Genomic DNA, 19,862 nt, shown 5'->3' on the forward strand with positions numbered 1-19,862 from the left:
TCTTACTTTTTACCCTTTTTAAATATTATATCTCCAACATTTACACCAAGCTCTTCTGCAACTGCTGGGCATTTAGCTTTAAAAAGAAAGTAGATTGGGGCATTCGTTTCAGATAAAGTTTCATAATTACCTTGCCCTTTACTCAATACTAATTCACTCTTAGCAAATAACTCTCTAAACTCATGATTACAGTATTCAAGAATAATACCGGGTGCATCAGTGCCTGAATTTACAAGCTCTGCAACCTTATCTATACCAGCACTTATAGCATCATCTATTGTTGCGTCATTAAGGACAGGTACACCCCTTACAGCGTATATAACAGGTTTATTAAGTTCTTCAATAAGTAACTTATCCAATACAGTCTCACCTGCATTATCTGCAAGCCATAAAATTTTGGTCACTTTTTGTAAATCTATTTTAAACTCATTGTAGTCAAAAATAACAAACTCCTTGTTAAAAGTGTGCTCTATGTCTTCCTCAATATTGAACCTCTCCCCTCTTCCAAAGTCTATTATATTACCACTAACTGCAACTTTTAGTGCTGTAAATAATGGGTCGCCTGAATTTTCCACTATTTTCTTTAGCTTTGGATAAAGTCTAAGTGTAACCTTCGTATGCTTTGCCTTTACACTTTTGTATGGGTCATGATTATTAGTTATTAGTTTGGGTATATTATGTACTATTCTGCCCACATGAGTAGGTGTAGGTAATTCCATAAGTGCTGGCATCTGTTTAGCAATTTCCTTTAACCCTTTTAGTTGCAAGTCATTATCTTGAGTTGCCATTTGGAGTGTAGTAAGCGCCTGCTGGAAAAAACAGGGTATGCACTCAGGATATATTTTCATAATAGTTTAATTTACTATCCTAAAGCCAACTTGTCAAGACAAAAGACACTATGTCATTAATAAACTTGACAAATACTAATATGCATGTGATAATATGATATTTGTCACAGACTCGTATGAGAAGTATGATAAAAGATATCTTGCTCAAAGGTAAGATTGTAGCTCTCACAGGGGCTGGCATGTCTGAGGAGAGTGGTATTTCTACATTTAGAGGTAAAGGTGGTATATGGGAACGATACAATCCAGCCATTTATGCAAATATACCTGGGTTAAGTTTCACTTTCATTATTCGTCCTCATAAAGTGATAGATTTCATAGTTGACTTTTATGAGCCCATACTTAATGCAGAACCAAACCCCGGTCATCTTGCATTAGCTAAACTTGAGGAAAATGGGGCCTTAAACTCAATTATCACCCAGAATGTGGATGACCTTCATACCAAAGCAGGTAACAAAGTAGTTATAGAATTGCATGGTAATATGTTTAGATTTAGATGTATGAGATGTAGCAACAAAAGGAAGTTAGATAAAAAAGAGCTAACTGAACTCCTATCAAAGCTTGAAAAGAATAGGAACTCACGGCTTGCCATCACGAAATTTTTTGTACCCTGTAAGTGTGGAAGAAGGATGCGGCCTGATGTTGTCCTTTTTGGTGAGTCACTACCTGAAGCTGAACTCAAGCTCGCTTACAAGGAGATAGAAAATTGTAATACTCTACTATTAGTTGGGACTTCTGGAGTTGTGTATCCAGCAGCTTACCTTCCAGCTTATGCAAAAGAAAGAGGTAAACCAATTGTAGAAATAAATCCTGAAAGGACCAAATTCTCTGAGTTTGCTGACTATTTTATCGCTGGCAAAGCAGGTGAAGTATTGCCACAGATTTTACAAGAATACAGTCTATAAATATGTAGCTAAAAACCTTATTTCTTGACAAATATTGGTGAATGTGAAATAATAAAGCAGTGAAGAATATACTTCTAACTGGTGGACCTGGGTCTGGTAAGACTACTCTTATACTTAAGACAATTAAAAAAGTACCATTTAAAGCTTACGGCTTTTATACAAGAGAAATAAGAGAAAATGGTGAGCGGGTTGGATTTGAACTTTGTACCCTTAATGGCAAAAAGGGGATTCTTGCACATAAAAATATAAAGAGTAATTTACGCGTTGGCAGATATGGGGTTAACTTAAAAGACCTTGACGAAATTGGAGTTAAGGCAATAGAGGATGGGATTAAAAACAACGGTCTTATAGTGATTGATGAAATTGGTAAGATGGAGTTGTTTTCAGATATATTTAAATCCACTGTATTTAGAGCACTTGATTCAGGGTCAAAAGTTCTTGCTACGATAATAGAAAGACCGCACAAAATAGGAGACAAGATTAAAACAAGACACGATGTCAAACTTATAAATGTGAAAGATGTAGATAGCAAAAAACTATTAGATATTTTAACCCAACACCAACACTGTTATTCTGACCCTGAAACAAGTTCAGGGAAAGAATCTCAATGAGTGAAGAATTTGTAGGCAACCCAATAATAGTTACATATAATTCTGATAAACTCAAACCTACTTCTTTTACCTGGAAAGACAGAGAGTACAAAATTACTGAAATTATTGATTCTTATCAAGATTTTAAGTTCTCACCTACTGCTCCAAATAAGAAAAACTGGAAGCTACGTAGACATAGAAATTACTGGGTTGTAAAAACAGATGATGGAACAAAATTTAAGATTTACCTTGATAGAGCAGGAAGGAAAAGGGAGTGGATTCTATTTTCAAAATATGTTTGAGCCAGCCTATATTAAGTTATACAAGAGTGGAGAATTAAAAACAAGAGTTAAGAGGGCTGTCTCCATACTTGAAAGTTGTGTTCTCTGTCCACGGCGATGTGGTATAAATCGCTTAGCTGATGAGCGTGGTTTTTGTGGCACTGGTAGATTACCAATAATATCAAGTTTTGGGCCACATTTTGGTGAAGAGGCGCCACTTGTTGGAATTAATGGCTCCGGAACTATCTTTATTAGCGGATGCAATTTGAAATGCGCATTTTGTCAAAATTTTGAAATCTCGCATAAGTTGGAAGGTGAAGAGATAACTCAAGAAGGGTTAGCAAAAATTATGCTCCACTTGCAAGGGATTAGCTGTCACAATATAAATATAGTAACACCAACTCATGTTGTACCACAAATACTTGAATCGTTACCAATTGCTATTGATGGAGGATTAAACTTACCACTTGTGTATAACACTGGTGGCTACGATTCTATTGAGACAATTAAACTACTTGACGGTATTTTTGACATATATATGCCTGACTTCAAATTTGCATCAAATGAAGTAGCGGAAAGGTTTACCAATGCAATAGATTATCCAGAAGTAGCAAAAGAGGCAATAAAAGAGATGCATCGACAGGTAGGTGACCTCATAATTGAAGATGGAGTCGCTAAAAGAGGGCTACTTGTCCGACATTTAGTACTTCCTGATGGGCTTGCCGGGACAAACGATGTGGTTAAGTTTATCGCATCAATATCCAAACACACTTATCTGAACATAATGGACCAGTATAGACCTTGTGGTGATGCCTATAGATTTCATCCGCTTAACCGTGTGATTACAATAGAAGAGTTTGAGAGTGCAATCCGTATTGCAGATGAGGTAGGTCTGCATAGATTAGATAAGAGAAAGACAAGTAGATTTATATATTATGCCTGAAATAGATTGGGAAGCAATTTGTGAAGCAATAGGTGATTATACCAAAACACGATATTACTTCTTTAATAAAGTGTCAGGTAAGATCCTAATTTTATCTGAATATATGAGCGAAAGCAGAAAACTAGAATTAAGAGAGAAAGTAAAGACTGAGCATCCCGGTGAGTATGTGCCAATACCAACGATAACATCTCGTGATAGTTACAAGCTTATGGAAGAATTCATTTCTGTAGTCCATGACGATAAGCTAAAAAGTCAACTACGAGATGCTATTAATAAAGATGCTCCATTTAAGCGATTTAAGGAGATTGTGTTTAAACACCCTGAGGAACGTAAACGGTGGCTTGACTATAGGAAACAGAAACTAACTCAAAAGGCAACAGAGTGGCTTAAAAAGATAAGCGTCATTTAAAATCGCCACCCAAAAAATCAATAAGGGGTTAGCACAATTCTAATCTCTGGTTATTTCACAGGGTAAAGATTGTTAGGTTGTGCCTTCACAAGTCCAGTGGTTTCTGCTTTTTCCCTAAAGGCTAAAAGCAACAATACTGCTATAAAACTTGCCAAACTACTAAACCCAAATGTTAGAGCTGGATTAATACGCCATAATCCACCAGCTATCAAACTTGACGGTAAAGCTATTAATCCTATTGATGTATGAAAGGTCCCAAGTGCAGTCGCTTTTAAGTCAGCAGGTGCTAAATCAGCTATAAATGCACGCTGATTACCCTCTATACATGCATAAGCTGAACCATATAGAATAAAAAAAATTATAAATGAGATTAATGAATGAAAAAATGCAAACCCCAAGCAAGTTGTTCCAAATAGAAAATATCCAGCCATTATAACCCATTTCTTACCTATTTTATCCGCAAGCTTACCAAACGGTAACGCACACAAAGCATAAAAAAAACTAAATAAGACATACAAAAGAATAGGTATCCCTATTCCTAACCTTGATTGGAAAAACGCTTTTGCCCTAAGGATAAAAAACATATAGCTGAAGTTAGCAAGTGCAAAGATACTGGCTATCGCTATAAATAGTCTTACCTTCTTTGGCAGCTCTTTTAGGCTTACCTTTAATGTAGACGTTTTTGGTTCCTTCTTTATTTCTTTCACAAAATAAAGTGGAACTAAAGAGACAAATCCAACTCCAGCAGCAGTTAATATAATAAGCTTAAATCCAAAGCTGGCTACCCAAAATAAAACAAAAGCAAGTAATGAACCCACAACTGCACCAGATGAATCAAACGCACGGTGGATACCAAATCCCCTGCCCCTTTCCATTGGCATAGACTCAGATATAATAGCATCCCTTGGTGCTTCCCTTATTCCCTTTCCTACTCTGTCAGCTGAGCTAAAGATAAGAACATGTTGCCAAATTGTTGAAAATGGGAGTAGTAATCTAAATGAAGAAGAGGTAAAATAGCCATAGTCTACAAATATTTTTCGTCTCCCTAATTTATCAGACCAAAAGCCGGCTAAAACTTTCAACATACTGCCAACACAATCTCTTAATCCACCAATGAGTCCAATAACTAAGCTACTGCCACCTAAACTTGTAATAAACATTGGTAAGATTGGTAGTATCATATCACCGCTGACATCATTCAAAAAACTAACTACACCAAGCAAAATTACATTTAAAACCATATTTAGAATACCAAAATCAAAAGTTCAAATGTCAAATTTAGCATTTGGGCTTCGTAATTTGGATTTTAGCTTCTCTATCATATCTCTTGTCATATCTTGAAGCTCATATTCTGGGTGCCAGCCCCATTCCTCTCGAGCTGCTGAGTCATCTAAAGATTTTGGCCATGAGTCAGCAATCTTCTGCCTATAATCAGGCTTGTATTCACACTTAAATTCAGGTATTATTTCTTTAATTGAGGCAGCAAGCTCACCTGCAGAAAAACTCATTGCAGTAACATTGAAATCGCAATGATGCCTCAATTTTGAGATGTCAGCTTCAGCTAAACCAATAATCGCCTTAATAGCATCAGGCATATACATCATTGGAAGGACAGTATCTTCGCGCACAAAGCATGTGTATCGCTTATGCTTTATTGCCTCATAATACATTTCAACAGCGTAGTCTGTAGTTCCGCCACCGGGTAGCGTCTTATAACTTATAATGCCAGGATACCTAAGTCCACGGACATCTAATCCAAAGTGATAGAAGTAATAGTTACCAAGAAGCTCACCAGTAACTTTGGTAATCCCATACATAGTTGTGGGCCGTAAGATTGTCTCATTAGGAGTATTGTGTTTGGGGGACTCTGGTCCAAACACAGCAATAGAACTTGGTATCATAATGCGTTCAAGTTTATGTTCGCGTCCCACTTCTAATACATTATAAAGTCCAAGTACATTTACATTGAATGCAAGCTGTGGCTTCTGCTCACCGACAACAGAAAGGATAGCTGCCATGTGATAGATAGTATCTATCTTGTATTTTATAACAATATTCTCAATTGCATCTTTGTCAAGTACATCTATAAGCTCAAATGGACCCGGCTTGAGCATCTTTTCTTTAGGCTGTGGCTTAATATCAGCTCCTACAACATTAGCGTTGTCGTACTTCTCTCTGAGCTTTTCAATCAATTCCGACCCTATCTGACCAAGTGCGCCAGTTACCAAAATCTTTTTCATTTACAAAATTGTATTACATAAAGAATAGTCTTGTCAAGCCTCTAATTTTTTCACATGGTTTAAGTATAGTATCTTTATAATGAAATGCTTAATAAGGTTCTAATAGCCAACCGTGGTGAGATACCAGTTCGTACCATTTTTTTTATCATATTGTGGGTAGTTGGGATAATCTAAAAATAAAAGTTGACAGTGTAAAAATTGATAGTATATTTTATCCACAGGGTCCTTCGAATAAAAGTGAATAGAGATAAGTATTGTGTCCCTAAAAACCTAAAAAGCGCGTCACATATTTATCACCTATTTAACCTATTTTGACGCTTCACCATTTTTTGTCCAAAAATTTTCATAACATCTTCTAAATAAAAGACTTATAGAAAATTTTCATGCTTAAGGGAAATTACCTTTTAAATACTTGCTAATCTGGTATAATTTTAAATGGTCTAATCTCCCTTTATCTGTTTTAAAACCAAAACGTGCTCCCTTAATCTGTCGCAAGATGCTATTAAGATTCTCTAAATTGCCTGAACGAGGAATTCTATGGTCTTCAAGATAAGTGACCATGTACTGAAACTTATCGCTCATCAAGAATTCCATCGCCTTCCAAAGATGCCATGAATTTTGCCACCATTTCTCTCGAAAGAGAGCGTTCCTTTTGACATAGGCTTCCTCTTTAGTGGAAGAGAAGTCAAAGATATTATGGAGTTGCTCTTTGAAAATTAAAACCTTTTCAACTATAGTGCCAGCATATGTTTGAATTAACTCTTCAATAATTTCATGGTCTCTAGGAGTCCACTTATCCATGTTCTTTAACAATCGCCACTTATGTTCCCAAATCTCAGATCGCATATCTTCATAACCTTGTCTCTTCAATTCTTTGCGAAACTGAAGGAGAGCATTCTTTAGATACTTATGAATCCACTGCATTATATGAAAATAGTCGTATTGGATGATAATATTAGGCCAGACCTTCCTTATTTGTTTAGGGAAAGCAGCCCATAAGTCAAAAACTACTGCCCAAGGTATAATACTAAAGCTGACTAATTTTTCCAAGAACGACTTTACTGCTCCTCTGCCGAAAAAGCCTGAGACTGTTTCCATGTACAGGATTCGTTGCTTAATGGCATCGCCAGCCACTAAAGCATAATTATCTGCTCTTTTAGGCATATATTCATCCAAAGTAAGAATGCCTGAGAACTCAAGACGAGCAATAATGTCTTTAATGTCGTATTTATTAGCTTCTTTCCGTTTCCAACGGTAAATAGAAGATTGACTCCCTGTAGTATTGAAGCAACGATTTAATCTTACAGACATTCTTGGGGCAGTGGAATTATCAGCTACTATCACAGTTTGGATTTAAACATTTCGCTCTAACAATCTGAACTTTAAGTAGAACTGGCTCATCAAGATTAATATCTTTAACTATTTTCCAATACACATCTCCACTCTTGAACAGCTGCTTAACTCCACAGTTGGGGCAGACACAAGTTTTAGGGATACGGGCCTTGAGTATCTTAATTTTGGGTTCTTTTGGCATGATACACCTCCTATTGGAAGTGTATCGTCAATCCAGAAAGCCGGGAATTTATAAATATCAAAGAGCAAAGAAAAGTTGGACAAAATTCGGTGAAGCCCTTCAAAAACTTCTTGACATTCCTACCTATATTCAGCAGTAAAAAATGAGAGTGTATCATTGCTCTTTGAATTCTAATTAAGCGATTCACTTGCTTAGCAAAACCTCACACAGGTTAAGTGAGTTGCCCCGCTAACCCGGGGTGCTCTGTTGCTCTTAAATCCTGTGTGAGGTAGTCACGGAATTTTGTTTCGTGGCTGGGCAATGTGAGTGCCTTTTTTTTGTTATGCGGGTTTGATAACAACAAAAGGTATAACTTTTAACCCCTTAACTATGGAGGTGCAAGATGAGGGTATAAATTAAGACTGGAGGCATACTAATTTATTGGTGTTTGCAATGTGAGGTTGTCCCCTGTCAATACAGGGGAAAGGAGGAGAGATGTGGAAGAGGTTTTTAGTTGCTGGTGTGTTTCTCTTTGTTGGTGTTTCGCAAGGAGTGGCTCAAGAAGGTGGAACTTATGTAGAGGGAAAACACGATAGAGAAATAGCAGGTGGTTCAGGTAATACAATGTGCTTGGGTGGAGGGATTGGTTGCTTGTTTGGTCCTCTTGGTTATTTATGCATTCCTATGGCTGGGACAGAACCTCCTTATTCTATAATGTTGGAGCTTAAAAATAAAAGTGAGGACTATAAACTCGGTTTTCGTGAGGGGTATAAGGGGAAAAAGAAGCGATTTTACATCAGGTGTTTCCTTTGGTTGGTTGATTTGGATAGGAGTAGTAGTGGTATCAGCTCTTAGTAGTGAGTAGTAGCGGTTCTTAAATAAAAAGCCCTGATGGTTGGTCAGGGCAGGACAAAATAAACGTATATAGAGGACAGATACCCTGTTTTTTTGTTTTGTCTGAAAAAGAAACCCGATAATTAGGGAATTAAACAGACTAAAAGTTCAAAAGTTAAAAATTTATGTAGCTGTACTTCTTGCTGTAGCTTGTTTTGTATTTGATGTAGTGAATAATAATAATACAACGAGTTGTCCATACAAAATAAAATCCAAAAATTTAAGCAAGGCTGAAGCCTTGCCCTACAATATTTATTCTGGGTCTGTGTAGTGAGATTCTTCGCTTCGTTCAGAATGACAATTTGTGTTGATTTACGACTTTTTCAGCAGGCTTACTCCTTTTTATTGACAACTTGTATTTTTTAGTATATCTTATGGTGGGATGCTTAATAAGGTTCTTATTGCCAATCGTGGTGAGATAGCGGTTCGTATTATCAGAGCTTGTAAGGAGCTTGGTATTTCGACAGTCGCTGTCTACTCTACAATTGATAAGTCAGCTTTACATACTCAGCTTGCGGATGAGTCTTGTTGTATTGGGGAGCCGCCGCCACTTGAGAGCTATCTAAATATGGATGTTATTATTGATACAGCTAAGAGGGTTGGTGCCGATGCTATTCATCCGGGTTACGGCTTCCTTGCTGAGAATCCGGAGTTTGCAAAGAGGTGTGAGTCTGCTGGGGTTGTATTTATTGGACCGACATCTAAGGCATTGAGTCTTGTGGGTGACAAAGTAGTATCTCGTAATACTATGAATAAGGTAGGTATCCCTATAATTCCTGGTATGCATGAGGTAATCACCTCAAGCTACAGTAAGAATATAAAAGAGCTTAAAGAAGTAGCATCGAAAGTAGGCTATCCGGTCCTTGTGAAGGCATCGCTTGGTGGTGGCAAGGGGATGCGTATTGTTAAGAATGAAAAGGAGCTTGAGAATGCTATATCTGCAGGTAAGCGTGAGGCTATGTCTGCGTTTGGGGATGACTCGGTGTATCTTGAGAAATATATAGAGAAGCCACATCATGTAGAGTTTCAGGTATTAGCGGACAACTTCGGTAATGTAGTTCATGTATTTGAGCGTGAGTGTTCAATTCAGAGAAGGTATCAGAAGGTAGTGGAAGAGACTCCATCGCAAGCACTTACTCCTGAGCTTAGGGAAAAAATGGGTGAAGTAGCTAAAAAGGTGATAAAAGTGGCTGGCTATACAAATGCGGGGACAGTTGAATTCTTACTTGATGAGAATAAGAATTTCTACTTCCTTGAAGTAAATGCAAGGCTTCAAGTTGAACACCCAATAACTGAGTTAACTACAGGTGTAGATTTAGTTAAACAGCAAATTTTAATTGCGGGGGGTGAGAAATTAACTCTTAAACAAGAGAATTTAGCACAGCGTGGTCATGCTATAGAGGCACGAATTTATGCTGAAGATGCTGAAACTGATTTTCTGCCATCACCTGGCAAAATCCATTTCCTTAAAGAGCCACAGGGACCTGGTGTAAGAGTGGATTCTGGTATATACTCTGGGTGTGAAGTTTCGCCCTATTATGACCCAATCCTATCTAAACTTATTGTCTGGGCAGAGACACGTGAATTTGCACGTAGGCGGTTAGTGCAGGCATTAAAAGGGTATGTAATTTTAGGAATAAAGACGACTATTCCATTCCTAATTGATGTTATAGAACACCCTAAATTTATAAAGACTGAGACGACTTCTTCACCATGGCAAGAGATAGGAGAATGGGAAATGTGTTCTCATTGAGGCAAATAGAGTTCAATTGATGTAGACAGATGAAACTTAGTCTTAATCAATGAAAATGGAGTGTAGATTTGTCTATTTGGGTAAGAGTTATAAGGTGAATGTTGATAGGCAGGGGCACTTGTATCTTGTGAGTATAGAGAATAATAAACCTTTGACTGTTGAATTACTTGGTTCTACTCCAAATTGTTTTTCCTTCACTACGGACGGTAAAATGATAACTACATATATAACTCAAGAGGATGGGAAGACTTATGTATTTGTGGATGGCAAGTCTTTTGTTTTTGAGTTAGAGAAAGCTAAGTCAACTCAAAGAACTGTGTCAACTCAAATAGTCTCACCTATGCCTGGTACTTTGGTGAAGTTGCTTGTAGCACAGGGTGATAAAGTAGAGGCTGGTCAGACGCTTGCTATTGTTGAAGCGATGAAGATGGAGAACGAGTTAAAGGCATCAGTTGATGGAGTAGTAAAGCGTGTAAATTTTGCTGAAGGTGCTCAAGTAGATACACTTCAACCTATTGTGGAACTGGAAGATGGGAATTAGAAATTAGAAATAGAAATTGGGGAATTTGTAATATTCGAACTATGTACTTTGTGTCATTAATTGCGTCTGAACGAAAAAAGGGGAACTCAGACTTTTTGGCCAGATTAGCTCTTAAAACTGCATTAGAAAATAGAGCAACTGGTGAGCTTTTATACCTTAAGGATTTCAAAATACAGGAGTGTCAAGGTTGTATGAACTGTGTATTTAATAATGTGCAATGTAAAATTGATGATGATTTATACAAATTTTTGACAAAAATAAATTCTTGTGATATATTATTTTTAGTTGCTCCAACGTATGTGCTCTCTATACCTGGTAAGTTGAAAGTAGTATTAGATAGATTTCTTTCAATTTATAATGATATAAAGGAACAAAAGACAAGACCTGCAATAAGTGTTGGAATAGCAGCGTTGCCTGACTGGTATCAATTTCAGCTACCTTTGATGAATTTATTTTTGTTAGCTATGGGGTTTAGAGTAGTGAATAGTTATATAGCTTATGGAGCAGGACAGGGTGAAGTGCTACTTTCCGAAGGATCCTGTGGAGATGATACTTTGCCTAAGATTTTGGATTCAATAAGAGAAGTCTGCAAGAATCCATTACCGAAGCCATTTGAGTCACAAGTATCTACTTATTGTCCTGTGGATTACTCAACTATATTTGAGAGAATAAGTGGCAAGAATTACAGGTGTCCGGTATGCTTGACACCATGTGAGGAACGAGAGGATGGGTTTTATTTTAGAGGTGAAGACTTAAACAATCACCGCTGGACTCCACCTAAACTTAAGGACCACTTTGATAACTGGATATTGAAGACAAAACCGAGATTTAAAGAAAGGCTTAAAGATATATACAAAAAGAAGAAAGAATTAGGATTAGAGTAAAAGTGTAAGTATTGCAAAAATGATTGAGGTAGGTTACTAGAAAATGAAGAAACAGTTTGATGAAAATATCTATACTTCAATATCACTTACTAAATTGGTAATTTTTGCAATAAATGAGATTGCTAATAATGGTGAGGAATGTGCTTATGAAAGAATTGTAAAAGAATGTTTTACTCTCTTCCCAAAACGGTTTAGTTTCCAAAGATACCCTGAATGGCCTGATGGAAGTAGAATTAAAATTGAAATATCACGATGCCGTGATAAGGGATGGGTTACAGGAAATGAAAAAAATGGATTCCAAATTACATTATTAGGAAAAAGAGTTGCTCAAGAAGTGTTAAAAGAGTTGCAGGAGGGGAAGGTTAAAAAACTGCAAACGGGACAAATACGAGACCGGGGTAATGCTATAATTAAGTATTTAAAGGAAAGTGAGCCATTTATAAGATTTCGGCAAAATAAAGAAAATTTTGCTCTTTTAATGAGAGTGAATTTAGAAGATTGCTTGTCACTACATTTGAGACACCACCACGAGTTCTGAAACAAAATCTTAATTACTGTCTTGATATTTGTAAACAATATGGAGAAAATGAGCTCTTTGGATTTTTAAAAGAATGCGGAAGACAAAAAGAGTCGTTATTAAAAAGCTCTATTAAAGGTAGGAAAAATATAAATCCTAAAGGGAGGAGAAATGAATAAAAAAGAGTTTGAGGATGAACTTGAAAAGGAGCAAGACCTTCCTATAGACCCCAGACTGGCTATACAAACAAGCTATGGAACCATTCGTTATCTTATTGATGCAGTAGTAGAACTTGTAACAAAGAAAGGCAATACAAATTGATGAAGTTAAAAAAGTTTTAGTAAGGGGGAAAAATGGGGTATAAGAACTTAGTTGTGGAGATAGGGGATAAAATTGCAGTCGTGAAGATAAATCGGCCGCAAGTCTTGAATGCTATGAATCCCGAAACTATACTTGAGTTTGAGTCTTCGCTACATGAGTTAAACGATAATCCAAATGTCGGTGTTATAATAGTTACTGGTGAAGGTAAGTCTTTTGTCTCAGGTTCGGACATTGCTGAGCTTTCTAAGATGGATTCAATTAAGGCAAGAGAATATAGCCAGCTTGGTCAAAGAGTGCTAAATAAAATTGAGGGTATGGCTAAGCCAGTCATTGCTGCAATCAATGGCTATGCGCTGGGGTCGGGCTGTGAGCTTGCTATGGCTTGTGATGTAAGGGTAGCGTCTGATATGGCTAAGTTTGGTCAGCCTGAGGTAAAGCTTGGGCTCATCCCGGGGCATGCAGGCACTCAGCGGCTTGCAAGAATAGTTGGACTTGGTAAAGCAAAAGAGTTAGTCTTTACTGGTGATATAATAGATGCTAATGAAGCGTATAGAATTGGGTTAGTGAATAAAGTAGTGCCTGCAGCTAATTTATTAGATGAGGCAAAGAGTTTAGCTAAAAAGATGCTGTCAGTGGGTCCAATTGCTTTAAAGTTAGCTAAGTCTGCAATTAATAAGAGTTTTATTGATACAGGTAGTGCTTATGAATCTGAGGCTTTTGGTATATGTTTCTCTACAGATGAAGCAAAAGAGGGGATGAAAGCGTTCATTGAAAAACGCAAACCTAACTGGTAAATGAGTCTGTTGAGTCATTGAGTTGTTGAGTTGGTTGAGTCAATACTTTAAGACTGTGTTGACTCAAAAGACTCAATGGACGCAAAGGACTGAGGAAGGAGGGATTATGACTCTTGATGATAGGCTTGAAAATGTATCAATAATAGGGGCTGCGGGAAAGATGGGGAGTGGGATTACCGTTCTCATTGCTCAGGAGATGGCAAAGCTCAAACTTAAGACTGAAAACAGAGATAAAGTTTACAGATTAAATCTCATTGATGTCAACGAACGAGCACTTGATGGTCTACAGGATTACATTGGGTCACAGGTAACAAAAGCAGCAGAAAGGGCAATTGTTAGCTTACGAGCGCTGTACAGTGATAGAAGCGACCTTGTAGAAAACAGTGAAATCATAGACGCTTTTGTTACAGACACTTTCAAAGTTATAAGAACTGGAACTGACCTTGGAATAGCTAAGAATTCAAAAATAGTGTTTGAAGCAATAGTAGAAGATGAAGATGTAAAAATAAAAGTACTTAAGGAGCTCAATAAAATGTGCAGTAAAGATACTCTTTACTTCACAAACACTTCATCTATCCCAATTGGTTTCCTTGATGATAAGGCAAAACTTGATGGTAGGATAATAGGATACCATTTTTACAATCCTCCAATAGTTCAGCGACTTGTTGAAGTGATAACTGCAAAGTCAACCTGTAAAGAGCTTAAAGAGATAGGAGCTGAGCTCGGCAAGCGGTTAGGCAAGAAGCTTGTTCCTGCAAACGACATCTCCGGCTTTATTGGGAACGGTCACTTTATGCGAGACGGATTACATGCAATTAGTGAGGTGAAGCGATTAAAGGATGAATATTCGCTGGCAGGTGCAATCTACATTATGAACCGTATCAGTCAGGATTTTCTAATTAGACCAATGGGTATATTTCAACTCATTGACTATGTTGGAGTAGATGTATTTAAGTGCATTTTGAAGGTTATGAGAAAGCATCTTGAGGACAACACACTCCAAAGTAACCTCATTGACCTATTAGTAAGTAGAAATATATTAGGTGGCCAAAAGGCGGATGGCTCACAGAAGGATGGGTTTCTGAAATATGACAAGAATAGACCAGTTGCAGTGTATGACCCAGAAAAACAGCAGTATGTTCCTATTGAGGGTAACTTGAAACAGCAATTAGATTCTAAAATTGGTGACTTACCCAATGGGTTTAGCCCGTGGAGGAAACTCCTTGCAGACCCTGCTAAGGAGAATAAGTTCTCAGTTTACTTTAATAACCTAAAAGCCTCAAATACCTTTGGGGCAGAGCTTGCAAGGGCTTACCTTACTCGGACAAAAGAGATAGCAAAGAAGCTGGTTAAAGATAGGGTTGCCAATTCGGATGCTGATGTCAACGCTGTGTTAACTAATGGTTTCTATTGGCTTTATGGACCTATTAATAATTATATCTGAGAAAGTGAATACTGTGTGAGATCATCAACCGGCGATTATGAAAATTTAACTTGACAATCTGTAATAGATGAAGTGTATTTTAAAACAATGAGTTTATTTATCTTTCTTTTTATCTTTGCAATTTCTACGCAAATTGAGAAAAAATTGCAGACACGCGACTTTGTAATAGTGCCCACTAAGGAAAAGAGTATTTACGATATATATGAAGGGTGTAAGAAAGCAGATGAACCTATCTTTGTAACACAAGACCTTATTTTACATACTACTCACATATTTTTTGACTATACACTACGGATACTTGAAATTGATAACCTGAAACCAAAACTTGATACACTTACGATAAAGATGTTTGAATTAAGTATGAGTCAAGCAAAACAGTTAAAGTATGAACCTACAAAACTATCTGCTCTTAAGAATGTTGCCTTCTTTGGGGTAGCAGCTAAATTGCTTGGAATGGAACTACATGAGAGATTACCTGAGAGTGTGGGACAAGAGATTGAGCGTGAACTTGAACTAATTGAAGCCCATACTGGCACTTTTCATTCACCAATTTTTGGCTATCGTGAAGATTACACCCAATACATACCACGTGGCCACTATACACGAAACAATGAATTTGAGCGCTATTTTAAAGCAATGATGTGGTATGGCCGTATAGGATTTTATCTTCAACCCCATCCAACTATGTATTATCCTAAAGAAGTAAATTCAATTAAAGAAGGATTAAAGCTTACAAGAATGGCACTCCTAATAACAAAAATTGTTAAATCATCGTCTGAATTAGCAAGACTTTGGGACGAGATATATAAGCCAACAATATTCTTTACAGGAAGAGCTGAAGACTTTACTATCCACGATTATAGTCCATTTGTAGATGATATAGACCTATCTTCAGATTCTTCAATTCTTCTATTTATAGACAAGGCAAAAACATTGCCACAGCCTAAGATTATATCAACTGCAGTTGCAGATACAGTTGGACTACAGGGATTTAGATTTATGGGACAGCGGTTTATACCTGATTCATATATATTACAAAATCTTGTCTATTCAAAAGTAACTCGCTACACTGGGAGTGGTAACCCCTTTACACTTGAGATGACTCTTCTCGGTCCAATGCGTTGCTTTCCCAGGGCGCTTGATGTTATGTGGGTGTTTGGGAGTGAGGCTGCTGGAGACATATTGAAGGAAGAGGGTGATACAGATTATATAGATTATATCAGTCAAGTTAATAAACTAAAAGAAGAGTTTGCAAAATTGCCTGTATCTCAGTGGAAAGACAACCTTTATTGGAGGTTATTATACGCTGTTAAATTACTTGTAACACATCCACATAAGGGATATCCAAGCTTTATGCAATCAAGACTCTGGAGGCTGAAAGAGCTTAACACTGCATTAGGAGCATGGGCAGAGTTACGCCATGATACTATCCTTTACGCAAAGCAAAGCTATACAGTAGAAGCATTAAGTATACCGAGACCCATAGAACTCACTAAAGGATGGGTTGAGCCATATCCTGAGATTTACAGGTGGATAAGTGAACTTGTGAACGAACTTGCTAAAATTGGTGGATACCCAATTGAAGTTAAAAATAAGATAATTAGTTTTTCTGAAATCTTAATAAGACTCAGTGAAATTTCAAATAAGGAACTTAATGGGAAAGAGCTTTCAGATGATGACTATAAACTTATATGGAATATTGGTAGTATTCTTAAAAATGTGACCCAGTTTTCGACCCAACTAATGAGTAGGATTACTTCAGGAACTGACGAAAATATGGCTGTAGTCGCAGATGTTCATACGGACACAAATTCTAAAAAGGTGCTTGAGGAAGGAATTGGATATCCATCTGTAATCTATGTTAAACTACCGGATAAAAGAATATTGAAGGGTAGTGTATTTTCTTATTATGAATTTAAGTTAGGATTAGCAGACCGTCTTACAGATGAGACATGGCAAGAGCAAATTGAAGAAAAGCCACCTCAACTACAAAAATGGCTACTCCCACTTATGTCATTCTGAGCGAAGCGAAGAATCTCTGAAACTGACTACCCCTGTAACAGTAGAGCACTTTCAAAGAATGATTAACTTCATTGTTTTATTAAATTTATTACTCTCCAGCTTATAGAAGTACACTCCAGAAGATACTCTACTACTAAAAGAGTCATAGCCATCCCACTTAACTGAATAATAGCCAGGTTTCTTATCTTCATTAATAAGAGTTTTAACAAGTCTACCTGCACAGTCGTAAATCTTTAAACTTACATGACACTTCACTGGTAACTGGTAACTAATAACCGATGACTTTGTAAATGGGTTTGGTCTATTCTGCGAAAGTCCAAAACTTGTAGGCATACGTTCGCTCACTTCTACTCCAGTAGGAGGTCCAACATAAATATCATCAATGTACCAACCTTCTTTGGTTACAGATCTATCACTACCAAACCGCCATCTGAAATTAACTACCCCTGTATATCCAGTAAGGTCAAATTGAGTAAGAGTCCAGTCTTGAGTTCCTGAATAGCACGGTGTACCACCAGGGAAAGGACTTTGTGGATTACCTATAATAGTGTAAGGATAGCCATTGGTAGGAGTTATTTGTTGCCAGCTTAAACCTTCATCTCTTGATATTTCCACAATCCCACCATCCCATGCACTTGTTTGTGTTTCAGTCTCTGCATCTATCCAGTGCCAGAATTGAAGATAATAACCGGGTACAACTAAAATAGGTGGACTCTCAAGCCCAGCATCATCGCGGTTACTATAGCTTGCACTACCTGCACCTCCACACTTCCAGGAATGAGTCGGTGAGTGACTCCTATAAGTCTCAATATGCCACTCATCACTGTAGCCACTTGTAATTGAGTAATGGGTCCAGCCAGGAAGTGCAGGCTCAAGTGAGTCACAGAAGCCAGGTGTAAGTATAAATAGAGTGAATGTATCAACAGTTGAATAACCAGTTGCTGTTATATTAAGTAACATCTCAGCATAGTGTGGGGCAGGGCATACTGAGCTTATCGTTACATTCAGAGGGGAGAGATTAGCTGTTGAATCAGGTTCTATATCTATACAGTTTCCAGCCCCTACATTCACAGTAACATATGGGTCAGATGTAATTATAGTTGCATTGACTCCTGTCGCCTTAGCTGTTCCAGTATTCTTTAAAGTAATTACTAAATCGCCAGTCTCACCCGGCTCTATCCCGCCATTACCGTTACCACCGGGTGGCTGGTCATTCACTGTATAGCTCTTAAAATTAATGTCAGGGGCAGCAACTATAACATTGAAATTAGAGACCCAAGTTGAGTCCTGTGAATCTTTAATAGTTAAGTTAAAGTTTATTTTATATCTATCTGGACAGTTTTGAGCGACAGTAAAATTGTAGCCATCACTGCCTGTATAAGATGAATCATTTGAAGCTATATTTCCAAAATTTTTAATAGAGTCAGAAAGCTGTGTAATAAAAGTATCTGTACTGCTTAAAATACCACTCACCCCATACACAATAGTTTGGCTCCAATTCTTCACCCATAAAGGCATCTCTATTGACTCACCCGGGTTTACAATTCCATCCCCATTACCACCAGCTACATCATCAATTTTATGCTTAAGATACATCACTCCATACTTTGGAGTCCACATATTCTGAGCAAGCCTCGCAAGTTTCAAGTTCATAGGTATACATTCCTCTAAGTTACGTGGAATTGAAGCTTCATCCCAGAAACCATAGCCAGCAACCTCTGGTGATAAGCTAAATATCTTTGGCTTAGCGATAGTATCACCATACATCCAGTCAAATGTACCACCATTTGCAACATACCATATTGTTTCAATTACAGTCCCGTATGGATAGTTATTTTCAGAAGTCAAAGTCTCAGCCATCGCTACATAAGTAGAATAGTCTGGCTCAGGCACATGAGAGCCATCATAACCCCACGGATATATAAGGCACCCAGCATATGAATGATAGCTAAGATTAACTACAAACTCGTGCTCTTTACAGAAATTAATATATGCTTGAGTTTCAGGCTCTGATGCCGGTGATGGGCCACGATATACTTCACTTCCAGGATCTGGACTTGAGCCTACATCATCATATCCCCAATTATATGGGAAATTGCGATTTAGGTCAACTGGACCCGGGTCACTACGTCTATTCTTACGCCACATACCACCGCCACCAGGGGCTATGGTTTCATTATATAGATAGCCGTCAGGATTTAAGACTAAAATAAACCATAGTTCACAGTTGTTAACAATTGAGGTTACCTCCGGGTCGCTCCCATACTTATCCACTAAATACCTAATTGTTTCCACTAATACATTAACAGTAATCGGTTCCCTTGCATGGATGCATGCATCATATAATACTTCGGGCTCATTCTCATCTGTATTTGGATTATCTGATACCTTCACTGCCCATATTTTATTTCCTTCGTGCCCCTGTCCTATCTCTATTCGTTGAGTCATAATTTCAGAGTGTGCTGTATAAAGTGAATCAACAATTGCATTTGCTTCAGAATAAGTATAAAAGTCACCAAAGTTTGTCCTGCCACTCATCCGCTCAGAGTAATATTTCTCCATATCATCAATTATAATATCAAATGAAAACCCCTGCTCCATCAGTTTTGGAATTTGTTCAGGAAATGCAACTACTTCAGCTATTCCTTTTTTAACCTTTACAATGTCCAATCCAAGCCTTGCAAGCCCACGTACATCCTCAGTATATACTCTGACAAGCATGTATTGCTCAGAGAATGTAGGGGTAGCCGTAGCTATAGAAATAACCAATATACCAAAGATTATGCTTCTCATTTTATACCTCCAATTTAGTCTTTTTACTCTGGATGTTTCTATCAGATTAATCCCATATAATTTTAGATGTATTAAATCCGAGTTTTAGAAATCAGTCAGAATTATCTTGCGCTTTGTTACCTCAACACTATTATTTTACCTGTTTTATTAAATTTGTTGGTTTCTCCACAGGA

General features: G+C 37.5%; 20 protein-coding genes. 14 read left to right on the forward strand and 6 right to left on the reverse strand.

Annotated features, from left to right (window positions below; translation table 11 throughout):
• Nucleotides 1-2: 2 nt before the first annotated feature.
• A complete protein-coding gene (locus QMD71_06820) occupies nt 3-848 on the reverse strand; it encodes an ARMT1-like domain-containing protein (GenBank protein MDI6840540.1) in 846 nt (281 codons plus the stop codon).
• A 125-nt stretch (nt 849-973) separates the two neighbouring features.
• Here QMD71_06820 and QMD71_06825 point away from each other — a divergent pair, with 125 nt between their 5' ends.
• The 5 genes from QMD71_06825 to QMD71_06845 are packed head-to-tail and all read left to right on the forward strand — an operon-like array spanning nt 974 to nt 3,973.
• Nucleotides 974-1,750: an NAD-dependent deacylase gene (locus QMD71_06825; protein ID MDI6840541.1), complete on the forward strand. Its 777-nt coding sequence runs from the start codon at nt 974-976 to the stop codon at nt 1,748-1,750.
• A gap of 59 nt (nt 1,751-1,809) precedes the next feature.
• Nucleotides 1,810-2,361, forward strand: a complete 552-nt coding sequence (locus QMD71_06830) for an NTPase (GenBank protein MDI6840542.1) — start codon at nt 1,810-1,812, stop codon at nt 2,359-2,361.
• Nucleotides 2,358-2,642 (forward strand): DUF6504 family protein, encoded by a 285-nt coding sequence (locus QMD71_06835; GenBank protein ID MDI6840543.1) that lies wholly within the window; start codon nt 2,358-2,360, stop codon nt 2,640-2,642. The genes QMD71_06830 and QMD71_06835 overlap by 4 nt, the downstream gene beginning before the upstream one ends.
• On the forward strand, nt 2,635-3,564 hold the full coding sequence (locus QMD71_06840; protein ID MDI6840544.1) for a 4Fe-4S cluster-binding domain-containing protein: 930 nt from the start codon (nt 2,635-2,637) through the stop codon (nt 3,562-3,564). The genes QMD71_06835 and QMD71_06840 overlap by 8 nt, the downstream gene beginning before the upstream one ends.
• Nucleotides 3,557-3,973: a UPF0158 family protein gene (locus tag QMD71_06845; GenBank protein MDI6840545.1), complete on the forward strand. Its 417-nt coding sequence runs from the start codon at nt 3,557-3,559 to the stop codon at nt 3,971-3,973. Before QMD71_06840 ends, QMD71_06845 begins: the two co-directional genes overlap by 8 nt.
• 50 nt (nt 3,974-4,023) lie before the next feature.
• On the opposite strand, the gene QMD71_06850 is transcribed toward QMD71_06845, so the two are convergent.
• The 4 genes from QMD71_06850 to QMD71_06865 all read right to left on the reverse strand — a co-directional run bounded on the left by QMD71_06850 (nt 4,024) and on the right by QMD71_06865 (nt 7,747).
• On the reverse strand, nt 4,024-5,214 hold the full coding sequence (locus tag QMD71_06850; GenBank protein MDI6840546.1) for an MFS transporter: 1,191 nt from the start codon (nt 5,212-5,214) through the stop codon (nt 4,024-4,026).
• Between the two features lie 24 nt (nt 5,215-5,238).
• Nucleotides 5,239-6,213 (reverse strand): NAD-dependent epimerase/dehydratase family protein, encoded by a 975-nt coding sequence (locus QMD71_06855; GenBank protein MDI6840547.1) that lies wholly within the window; start codon nt 6,211-6,213, stop codon nt 5,239-5,241.
• 387 nt (nt 6,214-6,600) lie between these two features.
• A complete protein-coding gene (locus QMD71_06860; protein ID MDI6840548.1) occupies nt 6,601-7,524 on the reverse strand; it encodes a transposase in 924 nt (307 codons plus the stop codon).
• A 19-nt stretch (nt 7,525-7,543) separates the two neighbouring features.
• Complete coding sequence (locus QMD71_06865) at nt 7,544-7,747, reverse strand: hypothetical protein (protein ID MDI6840549.1); 204 nt, start codon at nt 7,745-7,747, stop codon at nt 7,544-7,546.
• 474 nt (nt 7,748-8,221) lie between these two features.
• On the opposite strand from QMD71_06865, the gene QMD71_06870 reads away from it, so the two are divergent.
• From QMD71_06870 to QMD71_06910, 9 genes are all read left to right on the forward strand, one after another.
• Nucleotides 8,222-8,581: a hypothetical protein gene (locus tag QMD71_06870; GenBank protein MDI6840550.1), complete on the forward strand. Its 360-nt coding sequence runs from the start codon at nt 8,222-8,224 to the stop codon at nt 8,579-8,581.
• A gap of 421 nt (nt 8,582-9,002) precedes the next feature.
• Nucleotides 9,003-10,373 carry an acetyl-CoA carboxylase biotin carboxylase subunit gene (locus tag QMD71_06875; protein ID MDI6840551.1) on the forward strand — a complete coding sequence of 457 codons (1,371 nt, stop codon included), beginning with the start codon at nt 9,003-9,005 and terminating at the stop codon, nt 10,371-10,373.
• A 55-nt stretch (nt 10,374-10,428) separates the two neighbouring features.
• On the forward strand, nt 10,429-10,914 hold the full coding sequence (locus QMD71_06880) for a biotin/lipoyl-binding protein (protein ID MDI6840552.1): 486 nt from the start codon (nt 10,429-10,431) through the stop codon (nt 10,912-10,914).
• Between the two features lie 41 nt (nt 10,915-10,955).
• Nucleotides 10,956-11,798, forward strand: a complete 843-nt coding sequence (locus tag QMD71_06885) for a flavodoxin family protein (protein MDI6840553.1) — start codon at nt 10,956-10,958, stop codon at nt 11,796-11,798.
• A 43-nt stretch (nt 11,799-11,841) separates the two neighbouring features.
• The gene (locus QMD71_06890) at nt 11,842-12,336 is read left to right on the forward strand and encodes a hypothetical protein (GenBank protein MDI6840554.1); all 495 of its coding nucleotides are present in this window, start codon (nt 11,842-11,844) and stop codon (nt 12,334-12,336) included.
• Nucleotides 12,337-12,486: 150 nt separating this feature from the next.
• Nucleotides 12,487-12,636: a hypothetical protein gene (locus tag QMD71_06895; GenBank protein MDI6840555.1), complete on the forward strand. Its 150-nt coding sequence runs from the start codon at nt 12,487-12,489 to the stop codon at nt 12,634-12,636.
• A gap of 32 nt (nt 12,637-12,668) precedes the next feature.
• The gene (locus QMD71_06900) at nt 12,669-13,430 is read left to right on the forward strand and encodes an enoyl-CoA hydratase-related protein (protein MDI6840556.1); all 762 of its coding nucleotides are present in this window, start codon (nt 12,669-12,671) and stop codon (nt 13,428-13,430) included.
• Nucleotides 13,431-13,536: 106 nt separating this feature from the next.
• Nucleotides 13,537-14,874 (forward strand): 3-hydroxyacyl-CoA dehydrogenase family protein, encoded by a 1,338-nt coding sequence (locus QMD71_06905; protein MDI6840557.1) that lies wholly within the window; start codon nt 13,537-13,539, stop codon nt 14,872-14,874.
• Between the two features lie 87 nt (nt 14,875-14,961).
• Nucleotides 14,962-16,896 carry a DUF3160 domain-containing protein gene (locus QMD71_06910; GenBank protein MDI6840558.1) on the forward strand — a complete coding sequence of 645 codons (1,935 nt, stop codon included), beginning with the start codon at nt 14,962-14,964 and terminating at the stop codon, nt 16,894-16,896.
• Between the two features lie 51 nt (nt 16,897-16,947).
• Here the strand turns inward: QMD71_06910 and QMD71_06915 are convergent, their stop codons facing one another.
• Nucleotides 16,948-19,689 (reverse strand): M14 family zinc carboxypeptidase, encoded by a 2,742-nt coding sequence (locus tag QMD71_06915; protein MDI6840559.1) that lies wholly within the window; start codon nt 19,687-19,689, stop codon nt 16,948-16,950.
• Nucleotides 19,690-19,862: the final 173 nt, after the last annotated feature.

This window comes from bacterium (assembly GCA_030018315.1).
Taxonomy (GTDB): Bacteria; Hydrothermota; UBA3073; order JACQXS01; family JAGMCI01; genus JASEGA01.

What these genes read in the sequence shown, in the direction of transcription:
- QMD71_06895 (MDI6840555.1), top strand. Translation starts at nt 12,487, where the DNA reads ATGAATAAAAAAGAGTTTGAGGATGAACTTGAAAAGGAGCAAGACCTT.
- QMD71_06905 (MDI6840557.1), top strand. Translation starts at nt 13,537, where the DNA reads ATGACTCTTGATGATAGGCTTGAAAATGTATCAATAATAGGGGCTGCG.
- QMD71_06860 (MDI6840548.1), bottom strand. Translation starts at nt 7,524, where the DNA reads ATGTCTGTAAGATTAAATCGTTGCTTCAATACTACAGGGAGTCAATCT.
- QMD71_06885 (MDI6840553.1), top strand. Translation starts at nt 10,956, where the DNA reads ATGTACTTTGTGTCATTAATTGCGTCTGAACGAAAAAAGGGGAACTCA.
- QMD71_06915 (MDI6840559.1), bottom strand. Translation starts at nt 19,689, where the DNA reads ATGAGAAGCATAATCTTTGGTATATTGGTTATTTCTATAGCTACGGCT.
- QMD71_06910 (MDI6840558.1), top strand. Translation starts at nt 14,962, where the DNA reads ATGAGTTTATTTATCTTTCTTTTTATCTTTGCAATTTCTACGCAAATT.
- QMD71_06825 (MDI6840541.1), top strand. Translation starts at nt 974, where the DNA reads ATGATAAAAGATATCTTGCTCAAAGGTAAGATTGTAGCTCTCACAGGG.
- QMD71_06900 (MDI6840556.1), top strand. Translation starts at nt 12,669, where the DNA reads ATGGGGTATAAGAACTTAGTTGTGGAGATAGGGGATAAAATTGCAGTC.
- QMD71_06890 (MDI6840554.1), top strand. Translation starts at nt 11,842, where the DNA reads ATGAAGAAACAGTTTGATGAAAATATCTATACTTCAATATCACTTACT.
- QMD71_06845 (MDI6840545.1), top strand. Translation starts at nt 3,557, where the DNA reads ATGCCTGAAATAGATTGGGAAGCAATTTGTGAAGCAATAGGTGATTAT.
- QMD71_06835 (MDI6840543.1), top strand. Translation starts at nt 2,358, where the DNA reads ATGAGTGAAGAATTTGTAGGCAACCCAATAATAGTTACATATAATTCT.
- QMD71_06880 (MDI6840552.1), top strand. Translation starts at nt 10,429, where the DNA reads ATGGAGTGTAGATTTGTCTATTTGGGTAAGAGTTATAAGGTGAATGTT.
- QMD71_06840 (MDI6840544.1), top strand. Translation starts at nt 2,635, where the DNA reads ATGTTTGAGCCAGCCTATATTAAGTTATACAAGAGTGGAGAATTAAAA.
- QMD71_06870 (MDI6840550.1), top strand. Translation starts at nt 8,222, where the DNA reads ATGTGGAAGAGGTTTTTAGTTGCTGGTGTGTTTCTCTTTGTTGGTGTT.
- QMD71_06855 (MDI6840547.1), bottom strand. Translation starts at nt 6,213, where the DNA reads ATGAAAAAGATTTTGGTAACTGGCGCACTTGGTCAGATAGGGTCGGAA.
- QMD71_06875 (MDI6840551.1), top strand. Translation starts at nt 9,003, where the DNA reads ATGCTTAATAAGGTTCTTATTGCCAATCGTGGTGAGATAGCGGTTCGT.
- QMD71_06865 (MDI6840549.1), bottom strand. Translation starts at nt 7,747, where the DNA reads ATGCCAAAAGAACCCAAAATTAAGATACTCAAGGCCCGTATCCCTAAA.
- QMD71_06850 (MDI6840546.1), bottom strand. Translation starts at nt 5,214, where the DNA reads ATGGTTTTAAATGTAATTTTGCTTGGTGTAGTTAGTTTTTTGAATGAT.
- QMD71_06820 (MDI6840540.1), bottom strand. Translation starts at nt 848, where the DNA reads ATGAAAATATATCCTGAGTGCATACCCTGTTTTTTCCAGCAGGCGCTT.